Source organism: Streptomyces sp. PTY087I2, assembly GCF_001687325.1.
Classification (GTDB): domain Bacteria; phylum Actinomycetota; class Actinomycetes; order Streptomycetales; family Streptomycetaceae; genus Streptomyces.
On the sequence record NZ_LZRD01000007.1, the window covers coordinates 1 to 22,946 of the forward strand.

21 protein-coding genes and 1 rRNA gene are annotated in these 22,946 nt (G+C 69.8%); 8 read left to right on the forward strand and 14 right to left on the reverse strand.

Features of this window, described 5'->3' with window-relative positions; genetic code table 11:
- Nucleotides 1-10: 10 nt before the first annotated feature.
- Nucleotides 11-1,545 (reverse strand): 16S ribosomal RNA (locus A3Q37_RS08710).
- An 899-nt stretch (nucleotides 1,546-2,444) separates the two neighbouring features.
- The gene (locus A3Q37_RS08715) at nucleotides 2,445-3,098 is read right to left on the reverse strand and encodes a DNA-3-methyladenine glycosylase (RefSeq protein WP_065480297.1); all 654 of its coding nucleotides are present in this window, start codon (nucleotides 3,096-3,098) and stop codon (nucleotides 2,445-2,447) included.
- An 87-nt stretch (nucleotides 3,099-3,185) separates the two neighbouring features.
- On the opposite strand from A3Q37_RS08715, the gene A3Q37_RS08720 reads away from it, so the two are divergent.
- The 3 genes from A3Q37_RS08720 to A3Q37_RS08730 all read left to right on the forward strand — a co-directional run bounded on the left by A3Q37_RS08720 (nucleotide 3,186) and on the right by A3Q37_RS08730 (nucleotide 5,234).
- Nucleotides 3,186-3,968 carry a sporulation protein gene (locus A3Q37_RS08720; protein WP_065480300.1) on the forward strand — a complete coding sequence of 261 codons (783 nt, stop codon included), beginning with the start codon at nucleotides 3,186-3,188 and terminating at the stop codon, nucleotides 3,966-3,968.
- Between the two features lie 65 nt (nucleotides 3,969-4,033).
- Nucleotides 4,034-4,582, forward strand: a complete 549-nt coding sequence (locus A3Q37_RS08725) for a YbhB/YbcL family Raf kinase inhibitor-like protein (RefSeq protein WP_065480302.1) — start codon at nucleotides 4,034-4,036, stop codon at nucleotides 4,580-4,582.
- A gap of 139 nt (nucleotides 4,583-4,721) precedes the next feature.
- The gene (locus A3Q37_RS08730) at nucleotides 4,722-5,234 is read left to right on the forward strand and encodes an HNH endonuclease (protein WP_065480306.1); all 513 of its coding nucleotides are present in this window, start codon (nucleotides 4,722-4,724) and stop codon (nucleotides 5,232-5,234) included.
- Nucleotides 5,235-5,296: 62 nt separating this feature from the next.
- On the opposite strand, the gene A3Q37_RS08735 is transcribed toward A3Q37_RS08730, so the two are convergent.
- From A3Q37_RS08735 to A3Q37_RS08750, 4 genes are all read right to left on the reverse strand, one after another.
- Nucleotides 5,297-6,070 carry a sulfite exporter TauE/SafE family protein gene (locus tag A3Q37_RS08735; RefSeq protein ID WP_176711381.1) on the reverse strand — a complete coding sequence of 258 codons (774 nt, stop codon included), beginning with the start codon at nucleotides 6,068-6,070 and terminating at the stop codon, nucleotides 5,297-5,299.
- Between the two features lie 78 nt (nucleotides 6,071-6,148).
- Entirely contained in the window at nucleotides 6,149-7,129 is a 981-nt protein-coding gene (locus tag A3Q37_RS08740; RefSeq protein WP_065480318.1) for an SPFH domain-containing protein, read from the reverse strand.
- A 165-nt stretch (nucleotides 7,130-7,294) separates the two neighbouring features.
- Complete coding sequence (locus A3Q37_RS08745; protein WP_065480321.1) at nucleotides 7,295-7,723, reverse strand: NfeD family protein; 429 nt, start codon at nucleotides 7,721-7,723, stop codon at nucleotides 7,295-7,297.
- Nucleotides 7,724-7,850: 127 nt separating this feature from the next.
- Nucleotides 7,851-8,648, reverse strand: coding sequence for an ABC transporter ATP-binding protein (locus A3Q37_RS08750; protein ID WP_065480324.1), 798 nt, complete (start codon nucleotides 8,646-8,648; stop codon nucleotides 7,851-7,853).
- A 144-nt stretch (nucleotides 8,649-8,792) separates the two neighbouring features.
- On the opposite strand from A3Q37_RS08750, the gene A3Q37_RS08755 reads away from it, so the two are divergent.
- Entirely contained in the window at nucleotides 8,793-9,584 is a 792-nt protein-coding gene (locus A3Q37_RS08755) for a hypothetical protein (RefSeq protein WP_065480327.1), read from the forward strand.
- A gap of 288 nt (nucleotides 9,585-9,872) precedes the next feature.
- Here A3Q37_RS08755 and A3Q37_RS08760 read toward each other — a convergent pair whose 3' ends face one another.
- From A3Q37_RS08760 to A3Q37_RS08770, 3 genes are all read right to left on the reverse strand, one after another.
- A complete protein-coding gene (locus A3Q37_RS08760) occupies nucleotides 9,873-10,124 on the reverse strand; it encodes a chaplin (RefSeq protein ID WP_065480330.1) in 252 nt (83 codons plus the stop codon).
- A gap of 143 nt (nucleotides 10,125-10,267) precedes the next feature.
- Complete coding sequence (locus tag A3Q37_RS08765) at nucleotides 10,268-10,912, reverse strand: response regulator transcription factor (protein ID WP_032784339.1); 645 nt, start codon at nucleotides 10,910-10,912, stop codon at nucleotides 10,268-10,270.
- Complete coding sequence (locus A3Q37_RS08770; RefSeq protein ID WP_065480332.1) at nucleotides 10,905-12,050, reverse strand: GAF domain-containing sensor histidine kinase; 1,146 nt, start codon at nucleotides 12,048-12,050, stop codon at nucleotides 10,905-10,907. The genes A3Q37_RS08765 and A3Q37_RS08770 overlap by 8 nt, the downstream gene beginning before the upstream one ends.
- Nucleotides 12,051-12,293: 243 nt before the next feature.
- Here A3Q37_RS08770 and A3Q37_RS08775 point away from each other — a divergent pair, with 243 nt between their 5' ends.
- The 3 genes from A3Q37_RS08775 to A3Q37_RS08785 all read left to right on the forward strand — a co-directional run bounded on the left by A3Q37_RS08775 (nucleotide 12,294) and on the right by A3Q37_RS08785 (nucleotide 15,960).
- Nucleotides 12,294-13,019: an SDR family oxidoreductase gene (locus tag A3Q37_RS08775; RefSeq protein ID WP_065480337.1), complete on the forward strand. Its 726-nt coding sequence runs from the start codon at nucleotides 12,294-12,296 to the stop codon at nucleotides 13,017-13,019.
- A gap of 812 nt (nucleotides 13,020-13,831) precedes the next feature.
- Nucleotides 13,832-14,911 (forward strand): S-adenosylmethionine:tRNA ribosyltransferase-isomerase, encoded by a 1,080-nt coding sequence (locus A3Q37_RS08780; RefSeq protein ID WP_065481055.1) that lies wholly within the window; start codon nucleotides 13,832-13,834, stop codon nucleotides 14,909-14,911.
- Nucleotides 14,912-15,183: 272 nt separating this feature from the next.
- Nucleotides 15,184-15,960 carry a transglycosylase SLT domain-containing protein gene (locus tag A3Q37_RS08785; protein WP_065480340.1) on the forward strand — a complete coding sequence of 259 codons (777 nt, stop codon included), beginning with the start codon at nucleotides 15,184-15,186 and terminating at the stop codon, nucleotides 15,958-15,960.
- Nucleotides 15,961-16,047: 87 nt separating this feature from the next.
- Here A3Q37_RS08785 and A3Q37_RS08790 read toward each other — a convergent pair whose 3' ends face one another.
- Complete coding sequence (locus A3Q37_RS08790) at nucleotides 16,048-18,657, reverse strand: FHA domain-containing protein (protein ID WP_065480343.1); 2,610 nt, start codon at nucleotides 18,655-18,657, stop codon at nucleotides 16,048-16,050.
- Between the two features lie 367 nt (nucleotides 18,658-19,024).
- Here A3Q37_RS08790 and serB point away from each other — a divergent pair, with 367 nt between their 5' ends.
- Complete coding sequence (gene serB / locus A3Q37_RS08795) at nucleotides 19,025-20,347, forward strand: phosphoserine phosphatase SerB (RefSeq protein ID WP_065480348.1); 1,323 nt, start codon at nucleotides 19,025-19,027, stop codon at nucleotides 20,345-20,347.
- A 99-nt stretch (nucleotides 20,348-20,446) separates the two neighbouring features.
- Here serB and A3Q37_RS08800 read toward each other — a convergent pair whose 3' ends face one another.
- The 4 genes from A3Q37_RS08800 to A3Q37_RS08810 all read right to left on the reverse strand — a co-directional run bounded on the left by A3Q37_RS08800 (nucleotide 20,447) and on the right by A3Q37_RS08810 (nucleotide 22,844).
- Nucleotides 20,447-20,965, reverse strand: a complete 519-nt coding sequence (locus A3Q37_RS08800; protein ID WP_010061430.1) for a histidine phosphatase family protein — start codon at nucleotides 20,963-20,965, stop codon at nucleotides 20,447-20,449.
- Between the two features lie 91 nt (nucleotides 20,966-21,056).
- Nucleotides 21,057-21,263, reverse strand: a complete 207-nt coding sequence (locus tag A3Q37_RS08805; protein WP_065480351.1) for a hypothetical protein — start codon at nucleotides 21,261-21,263, stop codon at nucleotides 21,057-21,059.
- Between the two features lie 148 nt (nucleotides 21,264-21,411).
- A complete protein-coding gene (locus tag A3Q37_RS37725; RefSeq protein WP_007446146.1) occupies nucleotides 21,412-21,528 on the reverse strand; it encodes an SGM_5486 family transporter-associated protein in 117 nt (38 codons plus the stop codon).
- Between the two features lie 17 nt (nucleotides 21,529-21,545).
- Nucleotides 21,546-22,844, reverse strand: a complete 1,299-nt coding sequence (locus tag A3Q37_RS08810; protein WP_065480354.1) for an MFS transporter — start codon at nucleotides 22,842-22,844, stop codon at nucleotides 21,546-21,548.
- Between the last annotated feature and the right edge of the window lie 102 nt (nucleotides 22,845-22,946).

A 22,946-nucleotide genomic window follows, 5' to 3' on the forward strand; every position in this document is an offset into this window, starting at 1 on the left:
TGCTCCTTAGAAAGGAGGTGATCCAGCCGCACCTTCCGGTACGGCTACCTTGTTACGACTTCGTCCCAATCGCCAGTCCCACCTTCGACAGCTCCCTCCCACAAGGGGTTGGGCCACCGGCTTCGGGTGTTACCGACTTTCGTGACGTGACGGGCGGTGTGTACAAGGCCCGGGAACGTATTCACCGCAGCAATGCTGATCTGCGATTACTAGCAACTCCGACTTCATGGGGTCGAGTTGCAGACCCCAATCCGAACTGAGACCGGCTTTTTGAGATTCGCTCCGCCTCACGGCATCGCAGCTCATTGTACCGGCCATTGTAGCACGTGTGCAGCCCAAGACATAAGGGGCATGATGACTTGACGTCGTCCCCACCTTCCTCCGAGTTGACCCCGGCAGTCTCCTGTGAGTCCCCATCACCCCGAAAGGCATGCTGGCAACACAGAACAAGGGTTGCGCTCGTTGCGGGACTTAACCCAACATCTCACGACACGAGCTGACGACAGCCATGCACCACCTGTATACCGACCACAAGGGGGGCACCATCTCTGATGCTTTCCGGTATATGTCAAGCCTTGGTAAGGTTCTTCGCGTTGCGTCGAATTAAGCCACATGCTCCGCTGCTTGTGCGGGCCCCCGTCAATTCCTTTGAGTTTTAGCCTTGCGGCCGTACTCCCCAGGCGGGGAACTTAATGCGTTAGCTGCGGCACCGACGACGTGGAATGTCGCCAACACCTAGTTCCCAACGTTTACGGCGTGGACTACCAGGGTATCTAATCCTGTTCGCTCCCCACGCTTTCGCTCCTCAGCGTCAGTAATGGCCCAGAGATCCGCCTTCGCCACCGGTGTTCCTCCTGATATCTGCGCATTTCACCGCTACACCAGGAATTCCGATCTCCCCTACCACACTCTAGCTAGCCCGTATCGAATGCAGACCCGGGGTTAAGCCCCGGGCTTTCACATCCGACGTGACAAGCCGCCTACGAGCTCTTTACGCCCAATAATTCCGGACAACGCTTGCGCCCTACGTATTACCGCGGCTGCTGGCACGTAGTTAGCCGGCGCTTCTTCTGCAGGTACCGTCACTTGCGCTTCTTCCCTGCTGAAAGAGGTTTACAACCCGAAGGCCGTCATCCCTCACGCGGCGTCGCTGCATCAGGCTTTCGCCCATTGTGCAATATTCCCCACTGCTGCCTCCCGTAGGAGTCTGGGCCGTGTCTCATGTCTCAGTCCCAGTGTGGCCGGTCGCCCTCTCAGGCCGGCTACCCGTCGTCGCCTTGGTAGGCCATTACCCCACCAACAAGCTGATAGGCCGCGGGCTCATCCTTCACCGCCGGAGCTTTCAACCCCCACCCATGCAGGCAGAAGTATTATCCGGTATTAGACCCCGTTTCCAGGGCTTGTCCCAGAGTGAAGGGCAGATTGCCCACGTGTTACTCACCCGTTCGCCACTAATCCACCACCGAAGCGGTTTCATCGTTCGACTTGCATGTGTTAAGCACGCCGCCAGCGTTCGTCCTGAGCCAGGATCAAACTCTCCGTGAATGTTTACCCGTAATCGGGTGCACACACACACGAGAGCGGAACAACCGGCCGGAATAAGACCCGTTGTTCACAGCGTCCTCGCTGTGTATTTCAAAAGGAACCACGTCCCGACCAAACCGGCCGGAGACGGGGTATCAACATATCTGGCGTTGACTTTTGGCACGCTGTTGAGTTCTCAAGGAACGGACGCTTCCTTCGGTCCCGTATCACCGGGGCCCTCCGGGCGCTTCCCTTCGTTTNTCTCCGTGAATGTTTACCCGTAATCGGGTGCACACACACACGAGAGCGGAACAACCGGCCGGAATAAGACCCGTTGTTCACAGCGTCCTCGCTGTGTATTTCAAAAGGAACCACGTCCCGACCAAACCGGCCGGAGACGGGGTATCAACATATCTGGCGTTGACTTTTGGCACGCTGTTGAGTTCTCAAGGAACGGACGCTTCCTTCGGTCCCGTATCACCGGGGCCCTCCGGGCGCTTCCCTTCGTTTTTCTTCTTTATCTTGCTGTCTTGCGTTTCCGACTCTATCAGACTCTTTCGTGTCCGATTCCCGGTCGAAGCGGGGTGCTTTCGAGGTTCTTCGCTTTCGCGTTTTCCCTTTCCGGCGGTTCCAACTTTACCAGACTCTTTTTCGTTCCGTCTCCGGTCCGAATTCGATTTCCGGTGGCCTGTGGAGTGGCCTTGCCTTTCGGCGTGTCCGCTACGTTAACCGATTCTCTTGGCAGCTCATAATCGAGCCGATAGGGCGAATTACGGGCATGCCGAATTCGCACCCGCCAGGGTGAGTCGTAGGTAGTGGTGTGGCCGCTTCGAGTGGCTCGGTCCGGTCCGATGGACTGTGCCGAGAGTTGTACCCGTGTCAAGCGGCTCGGACTACATTAGGCGTCCGCCGAAGGCGCGTCAAGTCGCCTTGCGGGTCGGGCGACGGCGCGGTGCGTGGGCGCGGTACGGGCTCACCGTGGGGTCTCCCTCGATCCAGAAGCGCCACGGCTGGTGGGCGCCGTCGCCGCCCACTCCGGTGCGGGGGCCGCTCCGTACGAGGTCACGGGGTGGCGGGGTGCCGTGCAGGATGGACAGCGCCGGGGTGGGGCCGCCGAAGAGATCGCTGCCGTTCAGGTCGCGGTCGACGTCGAGGGCGGTGGCGAGGCGGGCCGGGCCTTTGGCCAGTTCCTTGTCGTTGCGGGCCGAGATACGTCGGTCGCGGGCCAGGTGGGCGCCGACGTTGATCTCGCCGGCCCGGAGCAGAACTCCGCTGGCGTGCCCGTCCGGGCCGCACACCAGGTTGAGGCAGTGCCACATCCCGTACGTGAAGTAGACGTACGTATGACCGGGCGGGCCGAACATCACGCTGTTGCGGGCCGTGCGGCCGCGGAAGGCGTGCGAGCCGGGGTCGATCTCGCCCGCGTACGCCTCCACCTCGGTCAGCCGCAGCTCGATCGTGCCCGTCGGCTCCCGGCGTACAAGGGTGCGGCCGAGCAGGTCCGGGGCGACCTCCAGGACGTCGCGCTCGAAGAAGTCCCGTGTCAGTGGAGTGCGGTCCAGGCTCTTGGTCATGGCGTCCGAGGGTACTGGGATCGCCCCGATGGGAACCGGCTACCGTCGTGGCGCGTATGTAGGGGTCAGGACCTAGAAGGAGTGACTATGGGCTTCAAGCGGCTGCTCGCGAGCATGGGTGCCGGCGGTGCCTCGGTGGAGACCGAGCTCACCGAGGTGAACGTCGTCCCCGGTGGGGTCGTCCAGGGCGAGGTGCGGATCCAGGGCGGTTCCGTCTCCCAGCAGATCGAGGGACTCAACGTCGGGCTCCAGGCGCGGGTCGAGGTGGAGAGCGGCGACCAGGAGACCAAGCAGGACATCGAGTTCACCAAGCTGAACCTCGGCGGCGCCTTCGAGGTGCAGCCGGGTGCGGTGCACGTGGTGCCGTTCGGTCTGGAGATCCCGTGGGAGACGCCGATCACGATGTTCGGCGGGCAGCACCTGCGCGGGATGAACATCGGCGTGACCACCGAGCTGGAGATCGCCCGGGCGCTGGACTCCGGTGACCTGGACCCGATCAACGTGCACCCGCTGCCGGCGCAGGAGGCCATCCTCAACGCCTTCCGGCAGCTGGGCTTCGGCTTCCGCAGCGCGGACATGGAGCGCGGTCACATCCGCGGGACCCGTCAGCGGCTGCCGTTCTACCAGGAGATCGAGTTCGTCCCGCCGGCGCAGTACCGCGGGCTGAACCAGGTGGAGCTGACCTTCGTCGCCGACGACCGTGAGATGGACGTCGTCCTGGAGATGGACAAGAAGCCGGGGCTGTTCAGCGAGGGCAGCGACTCCTACCGCGCGTTCAAGGTGGGGCTGCACGACTACCAGCAGACCGACTGGGCGGCGTACCTCAACCAGTGGCTCGCCCAGGTCGGCGGTCAGCGCAACTGGCTCTAGCGGGTTGCGCCGCCCCCTAGAGTCGGGCGGGTAGGCAGACGAACCGATCAGGAGAGGTGCCAGACGTGACCGAGCCGAACAGGGCCCCGCTGCCGCACGACTTCCATCCGGAGGTGGCGGCGTTCACCGTGGTGAGCGACGACCTCGCGCCGGGGGCCGTGCTGGGCGACGCCCAGGTGCTTGCGGCCGGGAACACTTCGCCGCAGCTGCGGTGGGAGGGGTTTCCCGAGGGGACCAAGAGCTTTGCCGTGACGTGTTTCGACCCGGACGCGCCGACGGGCAGCGGGTTCTGGCACTGGGTGCTGTTCGACCTCCCGGTGTCGGTGACCGAGTTGCCGGCCGGTGCGGGCAGCGGGGAGTTCAAGGGGCTGCCGGAGGGCGCCGTTCAGGCGCGTAACGACTACGGGTCCAAGGACTTCGGCGGGGCCGCGCCGCCCGCCGGGGAGAACCACCGGTATGTGTTCACCGTGTACGCGGTGGACACCGAGAAGCTCGGGATCGACAGTGATTCCTCGCCCGCGGTCGTCGGGTTCAACCTTCGGTTCCACACGCTCGGGCGTGCGCAGCTGATCGGTGAGTACCGGGCCCCCGCCGACGGTCGGGCCGACGATTAGTTCGTCTGCTGTTTGCCCTGCTCTGGTCTTGGAGAGATCAGAGCAGGGCATTTTTTTATTGCGTTGTCCATCGCGGCCTGCCCAGCCAGAGTTGATCCGGGCCTGCCAGGGGGCGGGCGGCACACGGGAGGTGGGCAGGATGCGTGACACGTTGGTTCTCAACGCGAGCTTCGAGCCGCTGTCGACAGTGACGCTCAACCGTGCGGTGGTCCTGATCCTGACGGACAAGGCCGTCGTCGAGCAGTCGCATCCCGAGCTCCGTATGCGTGGTGCCGCCGTGGACATTCCCGCGCCCCGGGTGATCAGGCTCTGCCGGTATGTACGGGTGCCGTTCCGAAGACAGGCCCCGTGGTCCAGAAGGGGTGTCCTCATCCGGGACCAGCACCGGTGCGCGTACTGCGGGCGGCGGGCGTCCACCGTCGACCACGTGGTGCCGCGTGCCCAGGGCGGGCAGGACACCTGGCTGAACACGGTGGCCTCCTGCGCCGAGGACAACCACCGTAAGGCGGCCCGGACTCCGGAGCAGGCGGGGATGCCGCTGCTGAAGCAGCCGTTCGTCCCCTCCCCCGCCGAGGCGATGCTGCTGGCGATGGGGGCCGGTGACCGGGCGGAGCTGCCCGCGTGGCTGGACCGGACGGCCGCGGCGGCGTAGTCGGCGTACGGCTGGTGACGTATCGGTGGGCCCGTCCCTGGTGGGGGCGGGCTCACCGTCCGTCAGCGGAGCAGCAGCTGGACGATGGCGACCGTGCCGACGGCCACGATGAGGGCGCGCAGGACGGTGGGGCTCAGCCGGCGGCCGACCTTGGCGCCTATCTGGCCGCCGATGGCCGAGCCGACCGCGATGAGGAGGACGGCCGTCCAGTCGAAGTGGGCGACGAAGAGGAAGAACAGCGCGGCGATGCTGTTGACGATGGCGGCCAGGACGTTCTTGACGGCGTTGAGGCGCTGCATGGTGTCGTCGAGCAGCATGCCCATGAGGGAGAGGTAGATGATCCCCTGGGCGGCGGTGAAGTAGCCGCCGTAGACGCTGGCGAGCATCAGGCCGGTGAACAGGAGCGGGCCGCCGTCGGTGCGGGCCACGGTGCCGGTGTGTTCGCGGCGGCGCTGCACGGCTTTGCTGATGCGTGGTTGCAGGATCACCAGGACGAGTGCCATGGCGACCAGGACCGGGACGATCGTCTCGAAGGCCGTGGAGGGCAGGGCGAGCAGGAGCGTGGCTCCGGTGAGACCGCCGATGGCGGCTCCGATGCCCAGTTTGATGATGCGGCGGCGCTGGCCGGCCAGTTCCTTGCGGTAGCCGATGGCTCCGCTGATGGAGCCGGGGATGAGGCCCAGCGCGTTGGAGACCGTCGCGGTGACCGGGGGGAGGCCGGTGGCGAGGAGGACGGGGAAGGTGATCAGGGTGCCCGAGCCGACGATCGTGTTGATCGTGCCGGCTCCGACTCCGGCCGCGAAGACGGCGAGTATTTCCCAGATGGACAAGGCCATCTCCTTCGGTGGTCAGTGACGCCTCCCCGCCATGAAGGTCGAGGGGCCTCACTGATCATGCACGAAGGGGTTTCCGGGTCAGGAGACCGGGGGTTCCTCGCGTCGTTCCATCGCGGGGGCCGGGATGCCGCCCTTGGGGCTCCCGCCGTTTCCGCCGTCGCCGCCGGTGTTGAAGCCGGGTACGCCGCCGCCGAGGTTGCCGAAGGCTCCGCTGAGGCCCTTGAGGGCGTCGCCGATCTCGCTGGGCACGATCCAGAGCTTGTTGGCGTCGCCCTCGGCGATCTTCGGGAGCATCTGGAGGTACTGGTACGAGAGGAGCTTCTGGTCCGGGTCTCCGGCGTGGATGGCCTCGAAGACCGTGCGGACGGCCTGGGCTTCACCCTCGGCGCGCAGGGCAGCGGCCTTGGCCTCACCCTCGGCGCGCAGGATCGCCGACTGCTTCTCACCTTCGGCGGTGAGGATCTGGGACTGCCGGATGCCCTCGGCGGTGAGGATCGCGGCGCGCTTGTCGCGGTCGGCGCGCATCTGCTTCTCCATCGAGTCCTGGATGGAGGTCGGCGGCTCGATCGCCTTGAGCTCGACACGGTTGACGCGGATGCCCCACTTGCCGGTCGCCTCGTCGAGGACGCCGCGCAGGGCCGCGTTGATCTCCTCGCGGGAGGTGAGGGTCCGCTCCAGGTCCATGCCGCCGATGATGTTGCGGAGGGTGGTGACGGTGAGCTGCTCGATCGCCTGGATGTAGCTGGCCACTTCATAGGTCGCGGCGCGGGCGTCGGTCACCTGGTAGTAGATGACGGTGTCGATGTTGACGACCAGGTTGTCCTGGGTGATCACCGGCTGCGGCGGGAAGGGCACGACCTGTTCACGCAGGTCGATCCGGTTGCGGATCGAGTCGATGAACGGGACGACGATGTTCAGGCCCGCGTTCAGGGTGCGGGTGTAGCGGCCGAAGCGCTCGACGATGGCGGCGCTGGCCTGCGGGATGACCTGAATCGTCTTGATCAGGGCGATGAAGACGAGCACCACCAGAATGATCAGAACGATGATGATCGGTTGCATCGTGTCTCTCGTGCCCTTCGGTTGGCCGGTGGATCGCGGTGATCGGGGTCGGTCCTCAGGTGCGGCCGGTGGCCGGTGGGTTGCGGGCCGGGCCGGGGTCCTTCGGTGATCGACATGATCGACTTCGAGTCTGGCAGACGTGGGCCCGCCCCGTGCGCGCTTCGGTCACATGACGACGGCCGTCGCTCCGTCGATGTCGACGACATCGACCTGGCTGCCGGGCTCGAAGGCCTGGCCGGCGTCGTAGGAGCGGGCCGACCAGACCTCGCCGGCGAGCTTGATGCGGCCGCCGTCGGCGGACACCCGCTCCAGCACGACCGCTTGACGGCCTTTCAGGGCGTCGATGCCGCTGGCCTGTCCGGTCTGTCCGGCCCGGTGTCTGGCGGCGATCGGGCGTACGACGGCGATCAGCGCGACCGAGACGAGGACGAACACCAGCACCTGGGCGACGATTCCGCCGCCGAGGGCCGCGACGGCGGATGCGGCCACCGCCCCGACGGCGAACATGCCGAATTCGGGCATCGCGGTCAGGACGAGGGGGATGCCCAGTCCCACCGCGCCGATCAGCCACCACACCCATGCGTCGATGTCCACATGGTCATCGTAGGACTGTCGGTGCGTCACCGACAGGGCGCACGGGGGTCAACTGCGGTGAACCGCCTGCCGATCGGGGTGCGATGGCCTCGTGCGACGACTTCGTGCGGCGGCCTCGGTGCCTCGGTCAGGAGAGCGGGAGGCCGTGGGCGGTGTAGCGGTCGCCGGTGTGCTCGACGACGAGCGGCAGGCCGAAGCAGCGGGAGAGGTTACGGGAGCTGAGCTCGGTCTCCATGGGGCCGGCCGCGAGGATCTTGCCCTGGCGGATCATCAGGACGTGGGTGAACCCGGGTGCGATCTCCTCGACATGGTGGGTGACCATGATCATGGAGGGGGCGAACGGGTCGCGGGCGAGGCGGCCGAGGCGGCGGACGAGGTCCTCGCGGCCGCCGAGGTCGAGTCCGGCGGCGGGCTCGTCGAGGAGCAGCAGTTCGGGGTCGGTCATCATGGCGCGGGCGATGAGCGTGCGCTTGCGCTCTCCTTCGGAGAGCGTGCCGAACTTGCGGTCCAGGTACTCGGTCATGCCGAGGCGGTCGAGGAAGGCGCGGGCGCGCTCCTCGTCGACGGCTTCGTAGTTCTCGTGCCAGGTGGCGGTCATGCCGTACGCGGCGGTGAGGACGGTCTGGAGCACGGTCTGGCGCTTGGGCAGCTTGTCGGCCATCGCGACGCCGGCCATGCCGATGCGGGGGCGGAGCTCGAAGACGTCGGTGCCGACGCCGCCCAGCTTCTCGCCGAGGACGGTGGCGGTCCCCTTGCTGGGGAAGAGGTAGCTGGACGCGAGGTTGAGGAGGGTCGTCTTGCCGGCGCCGTTGGGGCCCAGGATGACCCAGCGCTCCCCCTCCTTGACCGACCAGGAGACGTCTTCCACCAGAGCGCGTCCGTCGCGGACCACGGATACGTCCACCAGCTCCAGTACATCGCTCATGGCGCGTTGTCTCCCCAAGCAGTCTCGTCGATCGTCGCGTGCCGGTGGGCACGGCTCCCAGGGAAAACCTACGCCACCGCGCGAGTGGATCGGGCGTGAGGTCCGCACCCCAGGCACGGCCCGGACGTTCCCTAGGCTGTCGGCATGCTTGTCGAACCACGTTCAGGGTTGTTGGCCGCTTGGGGAAACGCGCTTCTGGCGGGACTCGTCTCGCCGGACGAGGCGGCCCTCGCGATTGTCGGAGAGGACGCGGTGCACCGCGTCGAGGGGCTGCCGGGTGAGGCGGGGCCGGTCGGGCTCACGCTGGCGCTGGGGCGGCTGCGGGGGCTGGGGGCGACCGGTTTCCGGGTGGCGCTGCCGGTGCCGGGGCATCCGCTGGGGCTGAGCGGTCCGCCGGACTTCAACGCGCGGGCGCTGGAGGCGGAGGAGGCGGTGGTCGCGTACGGGGTGCCGTACGGGCTGGTGCCGGAGGTGAGCGAGGCCGGGCCGGAGGGGGATCTGCACGTGGAGGTGGTGTGGCGGGTGCTGCCGGTGCGGGAGGCGCCGCCCGCGGATGTGCCGTCGCTGGGCGAGGCGGAGCGGGAGCTGGCGGAGGCGTTGCGGGATGCGACGGCGGTGCTGTCGCGGCTGGACGTGGCCGGTTCCGGTCCGGTGGCGGATGCGGCGGTGGACGCGTACCGGGCGCGGGTGGAGCGGGGTGGCGGGCGCGAGGTGCTGGCGCCCGGGTATCCGCCGCGGGCGGTGCGGGTGCTGGAGATGGCGCAGCGGGTGGGGCTGCTGGTCTCGGTGGCGTACGAGAACGGGCACGGCGGTGCGGTGAGCGCGTCGGAGATGGCGGCTCGGGGGGCCGCGTTGCGGCCGGTTGAGCGGGTGGCTCGGCGGGCGGTTGTTGCCGCGTACAACGCGTATGTGGAGGGTGGGGAGGTTCGGCGGTAGGGCCGCGGGCCCCTTTGTCCTCAGGCGCCGGACGGGCTGGGGTGCGGGTGGTGCGGTGCCCCGGGCGGGGGCTGTTTTCGGCTCGGGGGCCCCGCCGTGAGGGTTCCGTCCTCAAGCGCCGGACGGGCTGGAACAGTCGCCGGACGGGGTGGAGTGCCCCGGGCGGGGAGCCCGTTGGTGTGCGGGAGCCCCGCCCTAAGGGTTCCGTCCTCAAACGCCGGACGGGCTGGAACAGTCGCCGGACGGGCTGGGAGGACCGACGCCCGGCGGGCTGGAATCGCTAAGGGTTCAGTGGTTCAGGCCCAGGTTGCCGAAGGCCGGGTTGAGGAGGCCTACCACGTTGACCGTGTTGCCGACCGCGTTGACCGGGATGGCTACGGGGGCCTGCACGAGGTTGCCGCTGGCGACGCCCGGGGAGTTGGTGGCGACGCCGTGGGCGCCGGCACCGCTGTGGCCGGTGGCGGAGGCGGCACCGGTGCCGGCGGCGATGAGCCCGCCCGCGATCATGGTGACGGCGGCGGCCTTCTTCAGGTTCTTCACTTCAGGATCCTCCTAGAAAGGCTGCGGCAAGCCGCCGCAGCACGTCCTGGAGAACGCCGTGCCGCCCGGAAGGATGCGCCATACGGGTGACATACACACGACAGTATGAATCTCAGCCCGGACGGGAACCCCCGGCGGCGACGTCAGCCCACGGCTCCGTGGCGTACCGCCCACAGCGCCGCCTGGGTGCGGTCGGCCAGGTCCAGCTTCATCAGGATGTTCGAGACATGGGTCTTGACCGTCTTCTCGGAGAGGACGAGCGCGCGGGCGATCTCCCGGTTGGAGCGGCCGTCGGCGATGAGGCCCAGCACCTCGCGTTCCCGCTCGGTGAGGGTGCTCCCCCGGCCCGTGCCGGTGCCCGCGTCCTCCTGGGCGAGGAGGGCGCCAGCGACCTCGGGCTGGAGCAGGACGTGTCCGGCGTGGACCGAGCGGATCGCCCCCGCCAGGGCGTCCGGGTCGACGTCCTTGTAGACGTAACCGGAGGCGCCTGCGCGCAGGGCGGGGACCACGGTGCGCTGTTCGGTGAAGCTCGTGACGATGAGGACCTTGGCCGGGTTGTCGAGCTCGCGCAGGCGGCGCAGCGCCTCGATGCCGTCGGTGCCGGGCATCTTGATGTCCATCAGCACGACATCGGGGCGCAGCTCCTCGGTCCGGGCCACGCCCTCCGCGCCGTCGGACGCCTCGCCGACGACCTCTATGTCCTCCTGGATCTCCAGGAACGTGCGCAGTCCGCGGCGGACCACCTGATGGTCGTCGACCAGCAGCACCCTGATGATCTTGTCAGCCACCGGGGACCTCCATCTCGATCGTGGCGCCCTTGCCGGGCTCCGATTCAACGGTGAGTCGGCCGCCGACGCTGTTCGCCCGGTGGCGCATGGAGACGAGGCCGAGGTGGCGGCCCGCGCGCCGGACGGCGGTGGGGTCGAACCCGCTCCCGTCGTCGGTGACGCGCAGGACGGTGGCGGTGCCGCGCCGGGCCAGGGTGACGCTCACGCGCTCCGCGCCGGAGTGGCGCAGGGCGTTGTGGAGGGCTTCCTGGGCGACCCGGAGCAGCGCTTCTTCCTGGGCGGCGGGCAGCGCGCGCACTCCGCAGCTCTCGAAGGCGACCTCGGCGGCGTGCGCCCGGTCCAGGACCTGGATCTGGGTACGGAGGGTGGCGATGAGACCGTCCTCGTCGAGGGCGGCCGGGCGCAGCTCGACGACGGCGGCCCGCAGTTCGTCGACGGCTTCGGCGGCGAGGGCGGCGACCTGCTGGAGCTCGCCCTTGGCGCGTACGGGGTCGCGGTCGACGAGGGCGGCGGCGGCCTGGGCGGTGAGGCGGAGCGAGAACAGCTTCTGGCTGACCGCGTCGTGCAGCTCGTGGGCGAGGCGGGAGCGTTCCTCGGCGATGGTCAGCTCGCGGCTGCGCTCGTAGAGGCGGGCGTTGGTGAGGGCGATCGCGGCGTGCTGGGCGAGGATCGAGAGCAGTTCCTCGTCCTCGGCGGTGAAGCCGCAGCCGCCCTCGGGCTTGGGGCACATCTTGTTGGCGAGGAAGAGCGCGCCGATGATCTCGTCGCCGTCCATGATCGGCAGGCCGAGGAAGTCGGACATGTCGGGGTGGGCGTCGGGCCAGCCGCCGAAGCGGGGATCCTCGCGGACGTCGGCGAGGCGTTCGGGCTTGGCCTGGTGGAGCATCGCGGCGAGGATGCCGTGCTGGCGGGGCAGCGGGCCGATGGCCTTCCACTGTTCGTCGCTGACGCCGTCGACCACGAACTGGGCGAAGCCGCCGTGGTCGTCCGGGACGCCGAGGGCCGCGTACTGGGCGTCGAGCAGTTCGCGGGCGGAGGCGACGATCGTCTTCAGGACGTCGCCCACTTCGAGGTGCCGGCTCATGGCGAGCAGCGCGGCACTCACCGCGGCGAGGCCCGACGGTGGGCGATGACTCATGGGATCACCGTACCGGCGCGGGCCGGGCGGCCGTATCGGGCCCGGGTCGGTGCTCGGCGCGCGGGGGCCTAGGGCGGGGCGGGCCGGGCCCTCGTCCGGAGGTCGTAGGACTGCCCGGGTCCTACGCCGATGTGCCGGGTACGGGTGGGGCTCCAGGGCGAGGCGCGGTGCGGCCGGGGCTTTCTACGGTGAAGTCGCCGGGGTCTCCCGGCGGACGCCGAGGGTACGAAGGGGACGGTCACCATGCCGGTCGCACTGATCACAGGCGGTTCGAAGGGGCTGGGACGGGCGTTGGCGGGTCAGCTGGCCGGGGAGGGCTGGGACCTGGTGCTGGACGCCCGGACCGCCGGGGTGCTGGAGGAGACGGCACGCGATCTGCGCAAACGGTACGGGACGCGGGTGGTGGCGGTGCCGGGGGACGTCACGGACGCGGCGCACCGGGCGGATCTGGTGGCGGCGGCCGGGTCGCTGGGCGGGCTCGACCTGCTGGTGAGCAACGCGAGCGTGCTGGGGGCGGAGCCGCTGGTCCGGCTGGACGCGCTGCCGTTGGAGGGGCTGCGGCGGGCGCTGGAGACGAATGTGGTGGCGGCGCTCGGTCTCGTACAGGAGGCGTTGCCGCTGCTGCGGGCCTCGGAGGCGGGGTCGGTGGTGGTGATCAGCTCGGACGCGGCGGCGGAGCCGTACCCGACGTGGGGCGGTTACGGGGCGTCGAAGGCGGCGCTGGACCAGCTGGCGGCGGTGCTGGGCGAGGAGGAGCCGGGGCTGCGGGTGTGGGCGGTCGACCCGGGCGACATGGCGACGGACCTGTACGCGGCGGCGGTCCCGGAGGACGCGGACGCGGCGCGGCCGTCGCCGGAGAGCGTGGCACCGGCGTTCCTGCGCCTGCTGCGGGAACGCCCGGCCGGTGGACGTTACGCGGCTCCGGCCCTGCTGGAGGGGCCGACGGGGCAGGACGGGGGTGCGCGGTGACCGCGCGGGGGCGGTGCGAGGGCGGCGACGTGGCCCTTGCCGTGCCGGGGGCGGCCGAGGAGCCGTCTGCCTCGCCCGGCCTGGGCGGGGCGGAGCCGACGGCGGCGGCCGCCGTGGGTTCCCCGGCTCTGGACGCGGCCATGCCGGGCCCGGGCGGGGCGGGGACTGCGGCGGGCGCAGATTCTGCGGCCCTGGACGCGCCGCCGCCGGAGCCGGGCGGAGTCGGAGCGGCGGCATCCGGAAAGACCCCGGAGCCGTCCGCCGCGCGCCCTGGCCCGGCGAGGAAGGCGGCGGCCGCCGTGGATTTCCCGGCCCTGAGCGCGCCCTCGCCGGGCCCGGGCGGGGCTGGGCAGTCCCCGAGCCGGGCCGGGAAGGCGGCGGCCGCCGCAGATTCCCCGACCCTGGGCACGCCCACGCCAGGCCCGAGCGGGGCCGGGGCGGCGGCAGCCGGAGGTCCCGCAGGCCTGGAGACGCCCGCGCCCAGCCCGAGCAGGGCCGGACAGTCCCCGGCCCGGGCCGGGAAGGCGGCTGCCACCGCAGACTCCCCGACCCTGGGCACGCCCTCGCCAGGCCCGGACGGAGCCGGGGCAGCGGCAGCCGGAAGTCCCGCAGGCCTGAAGACGCCCGCGCCCAACCCGAGCAGGGCCGGACAGTCCCCGACCCGGGCCGGGAAGGCGGCTGCCACCGCAGACTCCCCGACCCTGAGCACGCCCACGCCAGGCCCGGGCGGGGCGGGGCAGTCCCCGACCCTGGACTCACCCCCGCCAGGCCCTGGCGGGGAGGCGCCCGCCCCGCCCCCGACAACCACCGCCCTGGAAGCCCTGCGGGTGCCGGATTCCTTGTCGGCTCGGGTGCCTGCCGAGCAGCGTGGGGCCGGGCGGGATGATGTGCGGCTGCTTGTGTCCCGGGGGCGGTCCGTGGCGCACCATGCGTTCCGGGAGTTGCCTGAGCAGCTGCGGGGCGGGGACGTGCTGGTGGTGAATACGTCCATGACTCTGCCCGCCGCGGTGAACGGGCGGGTCGGCGGGGAGCGGGTCGTCGTGCACTTCTCGACCCGGGGTGCGGACGGGCGGTGGGCGGTGGAGCTGCGGGCGCCCGGCGGGGCGGGGGTGACCGGGCCGCGGGCCGGTGGTCCGGCGGGGGCGGTCGTGCGGCTGCCGGGTGGGCGGGCCCTGGTTCTGGAGGAGCCGTTGGGGCCCGCGGCCGGGGCCCGGCTGTGGTGGGCGCGGGTGCCGGAGGCGGTGCCGGAGCTGTTGCGGAGGTACGGGCGGCCCATCCGGTACGGGTACACGGACCGGGATCAGCCGCTGTCGGCGTACCGGACGGTGTTCGCGGTGGACTCCCCGGACGGGAGCGGTTCGGCGGAGATGCCGAGTGCCGCGCGCCCCTTCACCGTCCCGCTGGTGGCGGAGCTGGTGCGCCGGGGAGTGCTGTTCGCCCCGCTGTCCCTGCATACGGGGGTGGCGTCGGCGGAGGCGCACGAGCCGCCGTACCCGGAGCGGTTCGCGGTGCCGGCGGCGACGGCGTGGCTGGTGAACGCCGTACGGGCGGCGGGGAAGGGGCGGGTGATCGCGGTGGGGACGACGGCCGTGCGGGCGCTGGAGTCGGCGGTGGGCGCGGACGGGGTGGTGCGGGCCGCCGAGGGGTGGACGGACCTCGTGGTGACGCCGCGGCGCGGGGTGCGGGTGGTGGACGGGCTGCTCACCGGGCTGCACGAGCCGCAGGCCTCGCATCTGCTGATGCTGGAGGCGGTGGCGGGGCGCGAGGCGCTGCGCCGCGGGTACGAGGCGGCGCTCCAGGAGCGGTACCTCTGGCATGAGTTCGGGGACGTCCACCTCCTCCTGCCGGGTGAGGAACGTAACGCTCCGAATTGCTCTAGCAACGAGTGGTGAGACTGTTACCTCGCCGATGTGAGCCCAGGCATAGGGTGCACGTCACTTACGAACGTACCTAGTGGGCGCATAAGGGCGTTTTGAGCAGGCGCTCATGAGGGTCATTTCGGGCGAACGGGACCACTCTCCACTACCCGGCTTCGTACGTCACACCTTTGCCACAGCATTTTGCTGCCGCTAAGAATTGCTCTCGTCCCCGACGGAGGTGCGCTTCACCGCCTCCGGTCTCGTCCTCCGTGAGGACACCTGAGCATTCGAAGAGGTAGCCCTACATGTCTGCGACTCGCATTCCCAGTCGTCTCCGTCGTCTGAACAAGGTCCAGAAGATCTCCGTGGCCGGTGTGTCGGCCCTGGGCGTCGCCGCCCTGACCTTCTCGCTCGTCCCGTCGAACGCCGATGCCGAGATTGCCCCGCAGGCGGCAGCCGCCGCTGCGCCCGTGGCCTTCACCAACGCCACGGGAACCGCACAGGCCAAGACCGTGCAGAACAGCATGATCGAGCAGCACTCCACCGCCGAGAAGCTCGTGAAGGCCGCCGACGCCGCCAAGGCGAAGGCCGCCGCCGAGACCAAGGCCAAGGCCGCCAAGGCGAAGGCCGCGTCCGAGGCGAAGGCCAAGGCCGCAGCCGACGCGAAGGACAAGGCCGAGAAGGCCGCCAAGGCCAAGGCCGCCGCCAAGAAGCGCGCGGCCGAGAAGGCCAACCGCTCCACCGCGCGCAAGCCCGTCTACGCCAACAACCTGGACGGCTGGATCCGCGAGGCCATGGCGATCATGAAGAAGGAAGGCATCCCCGGCTCCTACGAGGGGATCCACCGCAACATCATCCGCGAGTCCAGCGGTAACCGCTGGGCCATCAACAACTGGGACATCAACGCCCGCAACGGCGTCCCGTCCAAGGGTCTGCTCCAGGTGATCCAGCCGACCTTCGACCGCTACCACGTGGCGGGCACCAAGAAGGACCTGTACGACCCGGTCGCCAACATCGTCGCCGCCTGCAACTACGCGGCCGACCGCTACGGCTCCATGGACAACGTCAACAGCGCTTACTGAGCCGCTGGGACCAGCCGTACGCATGCCGGAGGCCGGCACCCCGCGGGGTGCCGGCCTCGGCGTCGTACCCGGTGCCTGCTCCAGCGCTTACTTGCGCATGACCTCGGGCTCGTGGCGGCGCAGCAGGCGCGCGACCGCGAAGCAGCAGATCACGCCGAGCGCGAGCAGGATCGTGATGTTGATGCCCCACTGGCTCGCCGTGTGCTCCCAGAGCGGGTCGACGTCGGTGGGGTTCTTCGGGTCCCACGGCGGCGTCAGACGCCCCAGGTCCAGCGTGGTGCCGGCGGCGGCCATCGCCCAGCGGGACGGCATCAGCCAGGCGAACTGCTCCAGGCCGGGCGACCCGTAGACCTGGAAGAGCACGCCGGTGAAGACGACCTGGACGATCGCGAACATCACCAGCAGCGGCATGGTCTTCTCGGCGGTCTTCACCAGCGAGGAGATGACCAGGCCCACCATCATCGACGTGAAGCCCAGCGCGATGATCGAGAGGCAGATCTCCACGGCCGGGGGCATGATCAGGCCCTCTTCCGGCAGCTGCCGGGTGGCGAAGCCGATGCCGCAGATGATCACGCCCTGGAAGGCGGTGATCACGCCGAGGACGATCACCTTGGACATCAGGTACGCGGAGCGGGAGAGGCCGGTGGCCCGCTCGCGCTCGTAGATGACCCGTTCCTTGATCAGTTCTCGTACGGAGTTGGCGGCGCCGGAGAAGCACATGCCGACCGCGAGGATCAGCATGATCGTCCCGGCCTTGCCGTTGAACCGGGACGGCGGGGTGGGATCGCCCAGTCCGAACTCCGCCGGGATGACCACGCTGACCACACCGAGCACGGCGGGCAGGATCAGCATCAGCCCCATGAAGCCCTTGTCGGACGCGATGACGGAGGAGTACCTCCGGATCAGCGTCCACAGCTGGGCCATCCAGCCCTGCGGCTTCGGCGGGCGCATCTGCTGCGGGGGCGGCATGTTGACCGGCTGGGCCGCGACCGCGTCGATGTCGGCGGCGTACATCTGGTAGTGCTGCGAACCGCGCCAGCGGCCCGCCCAGTCGTAGTCGCGGTAGTTCTCGAAGGCGGAGAAGACGTCGGCCCAGCTGGTGTAGCCGAAGAAGTTCAGCGCTTCCTCCGGCGGACCGAAGTAGGCGACGGAACCGCCGGGTGCCATCACGAGGAGCTTGTCGCAGATCGCCAGCTCGGCGACCGAGTGCGTGACCACGAGGACCGTGCGGCCGTCGTCGGCGAGGCCGCGGAGCAGCTGCATGACATCGCGGTCCATGCCCGGGTCGAGTCCGGAGGTCGGCTCGTCCAGGAAGATCAGCGACGGCTTGGTGAGCAGCTCCAGGGCGACCGAGACGCGCTTGCGCTGGCCGCCGGAGAGCGAGGTGATCTTCTTGTCCTTGTGGATGTCGAGCTTGAGCTCGGCGAGGACCTCGGTGATCCGGGACTGGCGCTCGGCCTCGGTGGTGTCCGCGGGGAAGCGGAGCTTGGCCGCGTACTTGAGGGCCTTGGTGACGGTCAGTTCCTTGTGCAGGATGTCGTCCTGCGGGACCAGACCGATGCGCTGGCGCAGCTCAGCGAACTGCTTGTACAGGTTCCGGTTGTCGTAGAGGACGTCACCCTGGTTGGCGGGCCGGTAGCCGGTGAGCGCCTTGAGCAGGGTGGACTTTCCGGAACCGGACGGGCCGATGACCGCGATCAGCGACTTCTCGGGGACGCCGAACGAGACGTCCTTGAGGATCTGCTTGCCGCCGTCGACCGTCACCGTGAGGTGGCGGGCGGAGAAGGAGACCTCACCGGTGTCGACGAACTCTTCCAGCCGGTCGCCGACCAGCCGGAACGTCGAGTGGCCGACACCGACGATGTCGTTCGGGCCGATGAGGGCCGAGCCGGACTTGTGGAGCGGCAGACCGTTGACGTACGTGCCGTTGTGCGAGCCGAGGTCGCGGATCTCGAAGCGGCCGTCGGGCGTCGCGTGGAACTCGGCGTGGTGGCGGGAGACCTGGAGGTCGGAGACGACCAGTTCGTTCTCCAGCGCACGACCGATGCGCATGACCCGGCCGAGGGCCAGCTGGTGGAACGTGGTGGGGCTGCGGTCGCCGTAGACCGGCGGCGCCCCCGCGGCACCGCCCTGTCCCGGTCCGCCCTGCTGCCCGGGGTGCTGCTGGTGCGGCACGTTCTGGTGCGCGGGCTGCTGGTGCGGGACCTGCTGCTGGGGCGCCTGCGGCTGCTGCCAGCCCTGCTGCTGGGCGGGGGCCTGGTGCTGCGGGGGCGCCTGGTGCTGCACCGGTGGTGCCTGGTGCTGGGCGGGTGCCTGCTGTCCGTGCCAGCCCGCGGCGCCGCCCTGGGGCTGCCGCACCGGGGCCTGCTGCGCGCCGGCGACACCGGCTCCCGCGGCGGCGCTGAGGCTCACCCGGGGCCCGTCGGTGGCGTTGCCCAGGTGCAGCACCGAACCGGCGCCGAGCTCCACCTGCTGGATCCGGCGGCCCTGCACATAGGTGCCGTTGGTGCTGCCGTGGTCCTCGATGGACCAACTGCGGCCGTTCCAGCTGATCGTGGCATGCCGCCACGACACTCTGGCGTCGTCGATCGTCAGGTCGCCCTGCGGATCACGTCCGAGGGTGTACGACCTGGACGGATCGAGCGTCCAGGTGCTGCCATTCAATTCCAGTACGAGTTCCGGCACTCCGCGCCCCACTAGTTGTCCCCCGTGATACCCCCGTCGCAGGGAGTCTAGGGATGCTGAACATCGTGGGGAACTATTCCAGGACCAGTCCCCGATCCGAAAGTCGGGCGGGTGAAGAGCGCGGGGAGACCTGCGCGAACACGCCGATACCGGGGGGCGAAACAGGATCGGAAGCGGTCAAGTCCGGATGAAGGGCTGGTTACCTCCTGGAAGATGTTCAGCGACGCGATAACGGCAGATACGAGACACCTCGTGCGGCCAGGCGCAAGACCCGTACCGGCCAGATCCGGACGCGGCGCCGGCGGTACCGGTGCGATTCCGTCCGGCACTCGGGACGGGCGGCCGAAGGAGGACGCGGGACCGATACGGTGGGAACACCATGAGCGCATCTCAGCCATCTCAGCCCCCCTCGTCTTCCGAGCCCTCTGAGCCCTCTGAGCCCCCTGAGTCTCTTGAGCCTCTTGAGCCCCGTCGGGCCGACGGGGCCGGCGACGGGCCCCCTCCGGGCGGCGACGCACCCACGCTGCTGGTCAAGATCTTCGGCAAGGACCGTCCCGGCATCACCGCCGGGCTCTTCGACACCCTCGCCGCGTACGCGGTCGACGTCGTGGACATCGAGCAGGTCGTCACCCGTGGCCGCATCGTGCTGTGCGCCCTGGTCACCGCGCCCACGGCGGGCGGGACCACCGAGGGCGATCTGCGGGCGACCGTGCACAGCTGGGCCGACTCCCTGAAGCTCCAGGCCGAGATCATCTCCGGCATCGGCGACAACCGTCCCCGCGGTGACGGCCGTTCCCATGTGACGGTGCTGGGGCACCCGCTCACCGCCGAGTCGACCGCCGCCATAGCGGCCACCATCACCTCGACCGGCGGAAACATCGACCGTATCTTCCGGCTGGCGAAGTACCCGGTCACCGCCGTCGAGTTCGCGGTGTCGGGGACCGGGACCGCGGAGCTGCGGACCGCGCTGGCGACCGAGGCCGCGGAGATCGGTGTGGACGTCGCGGTGGTCTCGGCCGGGCTGAGCCGGCGGGCCCAGCGGCTGGTGGTCATGGACGTCGACTCCACGCTGATCCAGGACGAGGTGATCGAACTCTTCGCGGCGCACGCGGGCTGTGAGGACAAGGTCGCCGAGGTGACCGAGCAGGCGATGCGCGGCGAGCTGGACTTCGAGCAGTCGCTGCACGCCCGGGTCGCGCTGCTGGCCGGGCTGGACGCCTCGGTGGTGGACAAGGTCCGCACCGAGGTACGGCTCACGCCCGGCGCCCGCACCCTGATCCGTACGCTGAAGCGGCTCGGCTACCAGGTCGGCGTCGTCTCCGGCGGCTTCACCCAGGTCACGGACGACCTGAAGGAGCGGCTCGGCCTCGACTTCGCCTCGGCCAACACCCTGGAGGTGGTGGACGGCAAGCTCACCGGCCGGGTCGTCGGCGAGGTGGTGGACCGGGCGGGCAAGGCCCGGCTGCTGCGGAGCTTCGCCGAGCAGGCAGGCGTACCGCTGGCCCAGACGGTGGCGATCGGGGACGGGGCGAACGATCTCGACATGCTGAACACCGCCGGGCTCGGCGTCGCGTTCAACGCCAAGCCGATGGTCCGCGAGGCGGCGCACACCGCGGTGAACGTGCCGTTCCTGGACACCGTGCTCTATCTGCTCGGCGTCACCCGGGAAGAGGTCGAGGCGGCGGACGGCCTCGTCGACTGAACCCGCCCGCGCGACGGACAGGGCCCCGGCACCGTGGTGGTGCCGGGGCCCTTGTGCGTGCCCGGTGGTGCTGTGCGTGCTCAGTCGTTCTGCGTGTGCTCAGTCGTTCGGGGTCCAGTACTCCGTGAGCCTGCCCGCCCCATGCTCCACGCTCTTCCAGGAGCCGGGGAACTCCACCACGGCATAAGCGGCGGTGGGGAAACCGTCCCGGGTCATCCGGGCCAGGGTGTCGCCCTCGGCCGAGCCGGAGAGGGCGTCGGCGGCCCCGTGCATCCCGGGGTTGTGGCCGATGACCAGGAGGTTGCGCACCTCGTCGGGGGTCTCGTTGAACAGGGCGATCAGTTCGCCGAGGGAGGCCTCGTACAGCCGCTCCTCGTAGACGGTCCGGGGGCGCTGGGAGAATTCATGGACCGCCAGCTTCCAGGTCTCCCGTGTCCTGGCGGCACTGGAGCAGAGGGCCAGATCGAAGTCGATGCCGGAATCGGCGAGCCTGCGGCCGGCCACGGGCGCGTCCTTTCGGCCGCGCTCGGCCAGCGGGCGCTCATGATCGGAAGCCTGTGACCATTCCGCCTTGGCATGCCGGAGAAGGACGATCCTGCGAGGTGTCTCGACGCTCATACATCTCAGCTTCGCATGAAACGCGCCCTCCGGCGCAGGGTGTTGACGGGCTCGTCCCTACAGTTCCGCGCTGGTCCGGGGCGGCTTCGGGTCAGCCGAACAGCAGCTGGAAGGTGCGCTCGATCAGCTGTCCGAGCGCGGGGTCGGCGGAGGCGGCCTGGGCCCGTCCGGGGCTGAGGATCATCAGCAGCAGCGCGGCGAACACCACGGCGGGCAGGGCGACGGCCCACCAGGGCAGCCGGATCTCGACACCGTCGGCGGCCGGTCGGTGGGACGTGGTGTGCGTCGGTGCCGGCATGTCCGCCTCCGTCAAGTCATCGGGTCGTTACCGAAGAACCTACGGAACGGCGACGGCCGGTCCCATCCGGTGACCCACCCACTTGACCCTGACCCTGGCCCCCTAGGGGAGGGTGGGGCTAGCCCCACCCTCGCGGGGTTCGCGGACGTCAGGGCGAGGCGATGGTGGCGATCACACCGATGACGACGGTGATGAGGAGCATCGCCCCGAACACGAGGAGAAGCTTCTTCTGGCCGTTCTGGGGATTCGGGTCGAGCACTGGCATGAGGTCAGTGTCGCATCTCAGCACTCGTCCTCGATCGTCCGGTCCCGCCCGGCGAGGATCCCGGCCACCATCTGGGGAATCATGAGGCCCGCCATCAGGGCGATCGGCAGCCCCCAGCCGCCGCTGTGCTGGTAGAGCACGCCGACGAGCAGCGGGCCCGGGATCGACAGCAGATAGCCGGTGGACTGGGCGAAGGCGGAGAGCCGGACCACGCCCGCGCCGGACCGGGCCCGCATGCCGATCATGGTGAGGGCGAGCGGGAACGCGCAGTTGGCGACCCCGAGGAGCAGGGCCCAGGCCCAGGCTCCGGCGGCGGGCGCGAGGTAGAGGCCGCTGTAGCCGATCAGGCCGCACAGGCCGAGGACGACGACGATGGGGCCCTGGTTCCTGAGCCGGGAGGCGACCCGGGGGATGACGAAGGCCAGCGGGACGCCCATCGCCATGGTGACCGCGAGCAGGAGCCCGGCCGTGCCGGCGGAGACCCCGGCGTCGCGGAAGATCTGCGGCATCCAGCCCATGGTGATGTACGCGGCGGTGGCCTGGAGCCCGAAGAAGCAGGCGAGGCCCCAGGCGGTCCGGCTGCGGGTGATCTTCAGGGCCGGCGCCTCGGTGGCGTTCGCGGCGACCGGCGCCGGCTGCCCGGGCGCCGGGGTGCGGTCGCGTACGAGGACGATCCAGGGCAGCACGGCGACGGCGGCGAGCACGGCCCAGACGACCAGGCCCGTCCGCCAGTTGCCGCCCAGCGCCCCGGTGACGGGGACGGTGAGGGCGGCGGCCAGGGCGGTGCCGAGGGCCAGGGCCATGGAGTAGAGGCCGGTCATGGTGCCGACGCGGTCGGGGAACCAGCGCTTGACGATCACCGGCATCAGGATGTTGCTCACCGCGATGCCCATCAGGGCCAGGGCGCTGGCGGCCAGGAATCCGGCGGTGGAGCCGATGTACGGGCGGACGACCAGGCCCACCGCGATCGCGGCCATGCCCGCGCAGACGACGGCGCCCGCGCCGAAGCGGCGGGCGAGGCGCGGCGCCATGACGCCGAAGACGGCGAAGCAGAGCGGCGGTACGGAGGTCAGGACACCGGCCACGCTGCCGCTCATGTGCAGGCCTTCGCGGACCTCTTCGAGGAGGGCGCCGAGGCTGGTGATGGCGGGGCGGAGGTTGAGCGCGGCCAGGACGAGTCCCACGGCGATGAGGCGCAGCAGCCACGGTGAGGGCCCCTCGGCGGCTTTGGGAAGCGGCTGGGCGCGGGTGTCGTGGGGTGTGCGCGCGATGGCCTCGCGGTTCAGGGTCGGGGTCTGCGTCTCGTCGTCCGGCATGGAGCCATCATAGAATCATGGGATGATTGATTGTCCACTCCGGTCATGTCCCGGCATCCCCCGCACACGTTGAGAGAATGCGGGAGAGAATCCGGCCCGGAC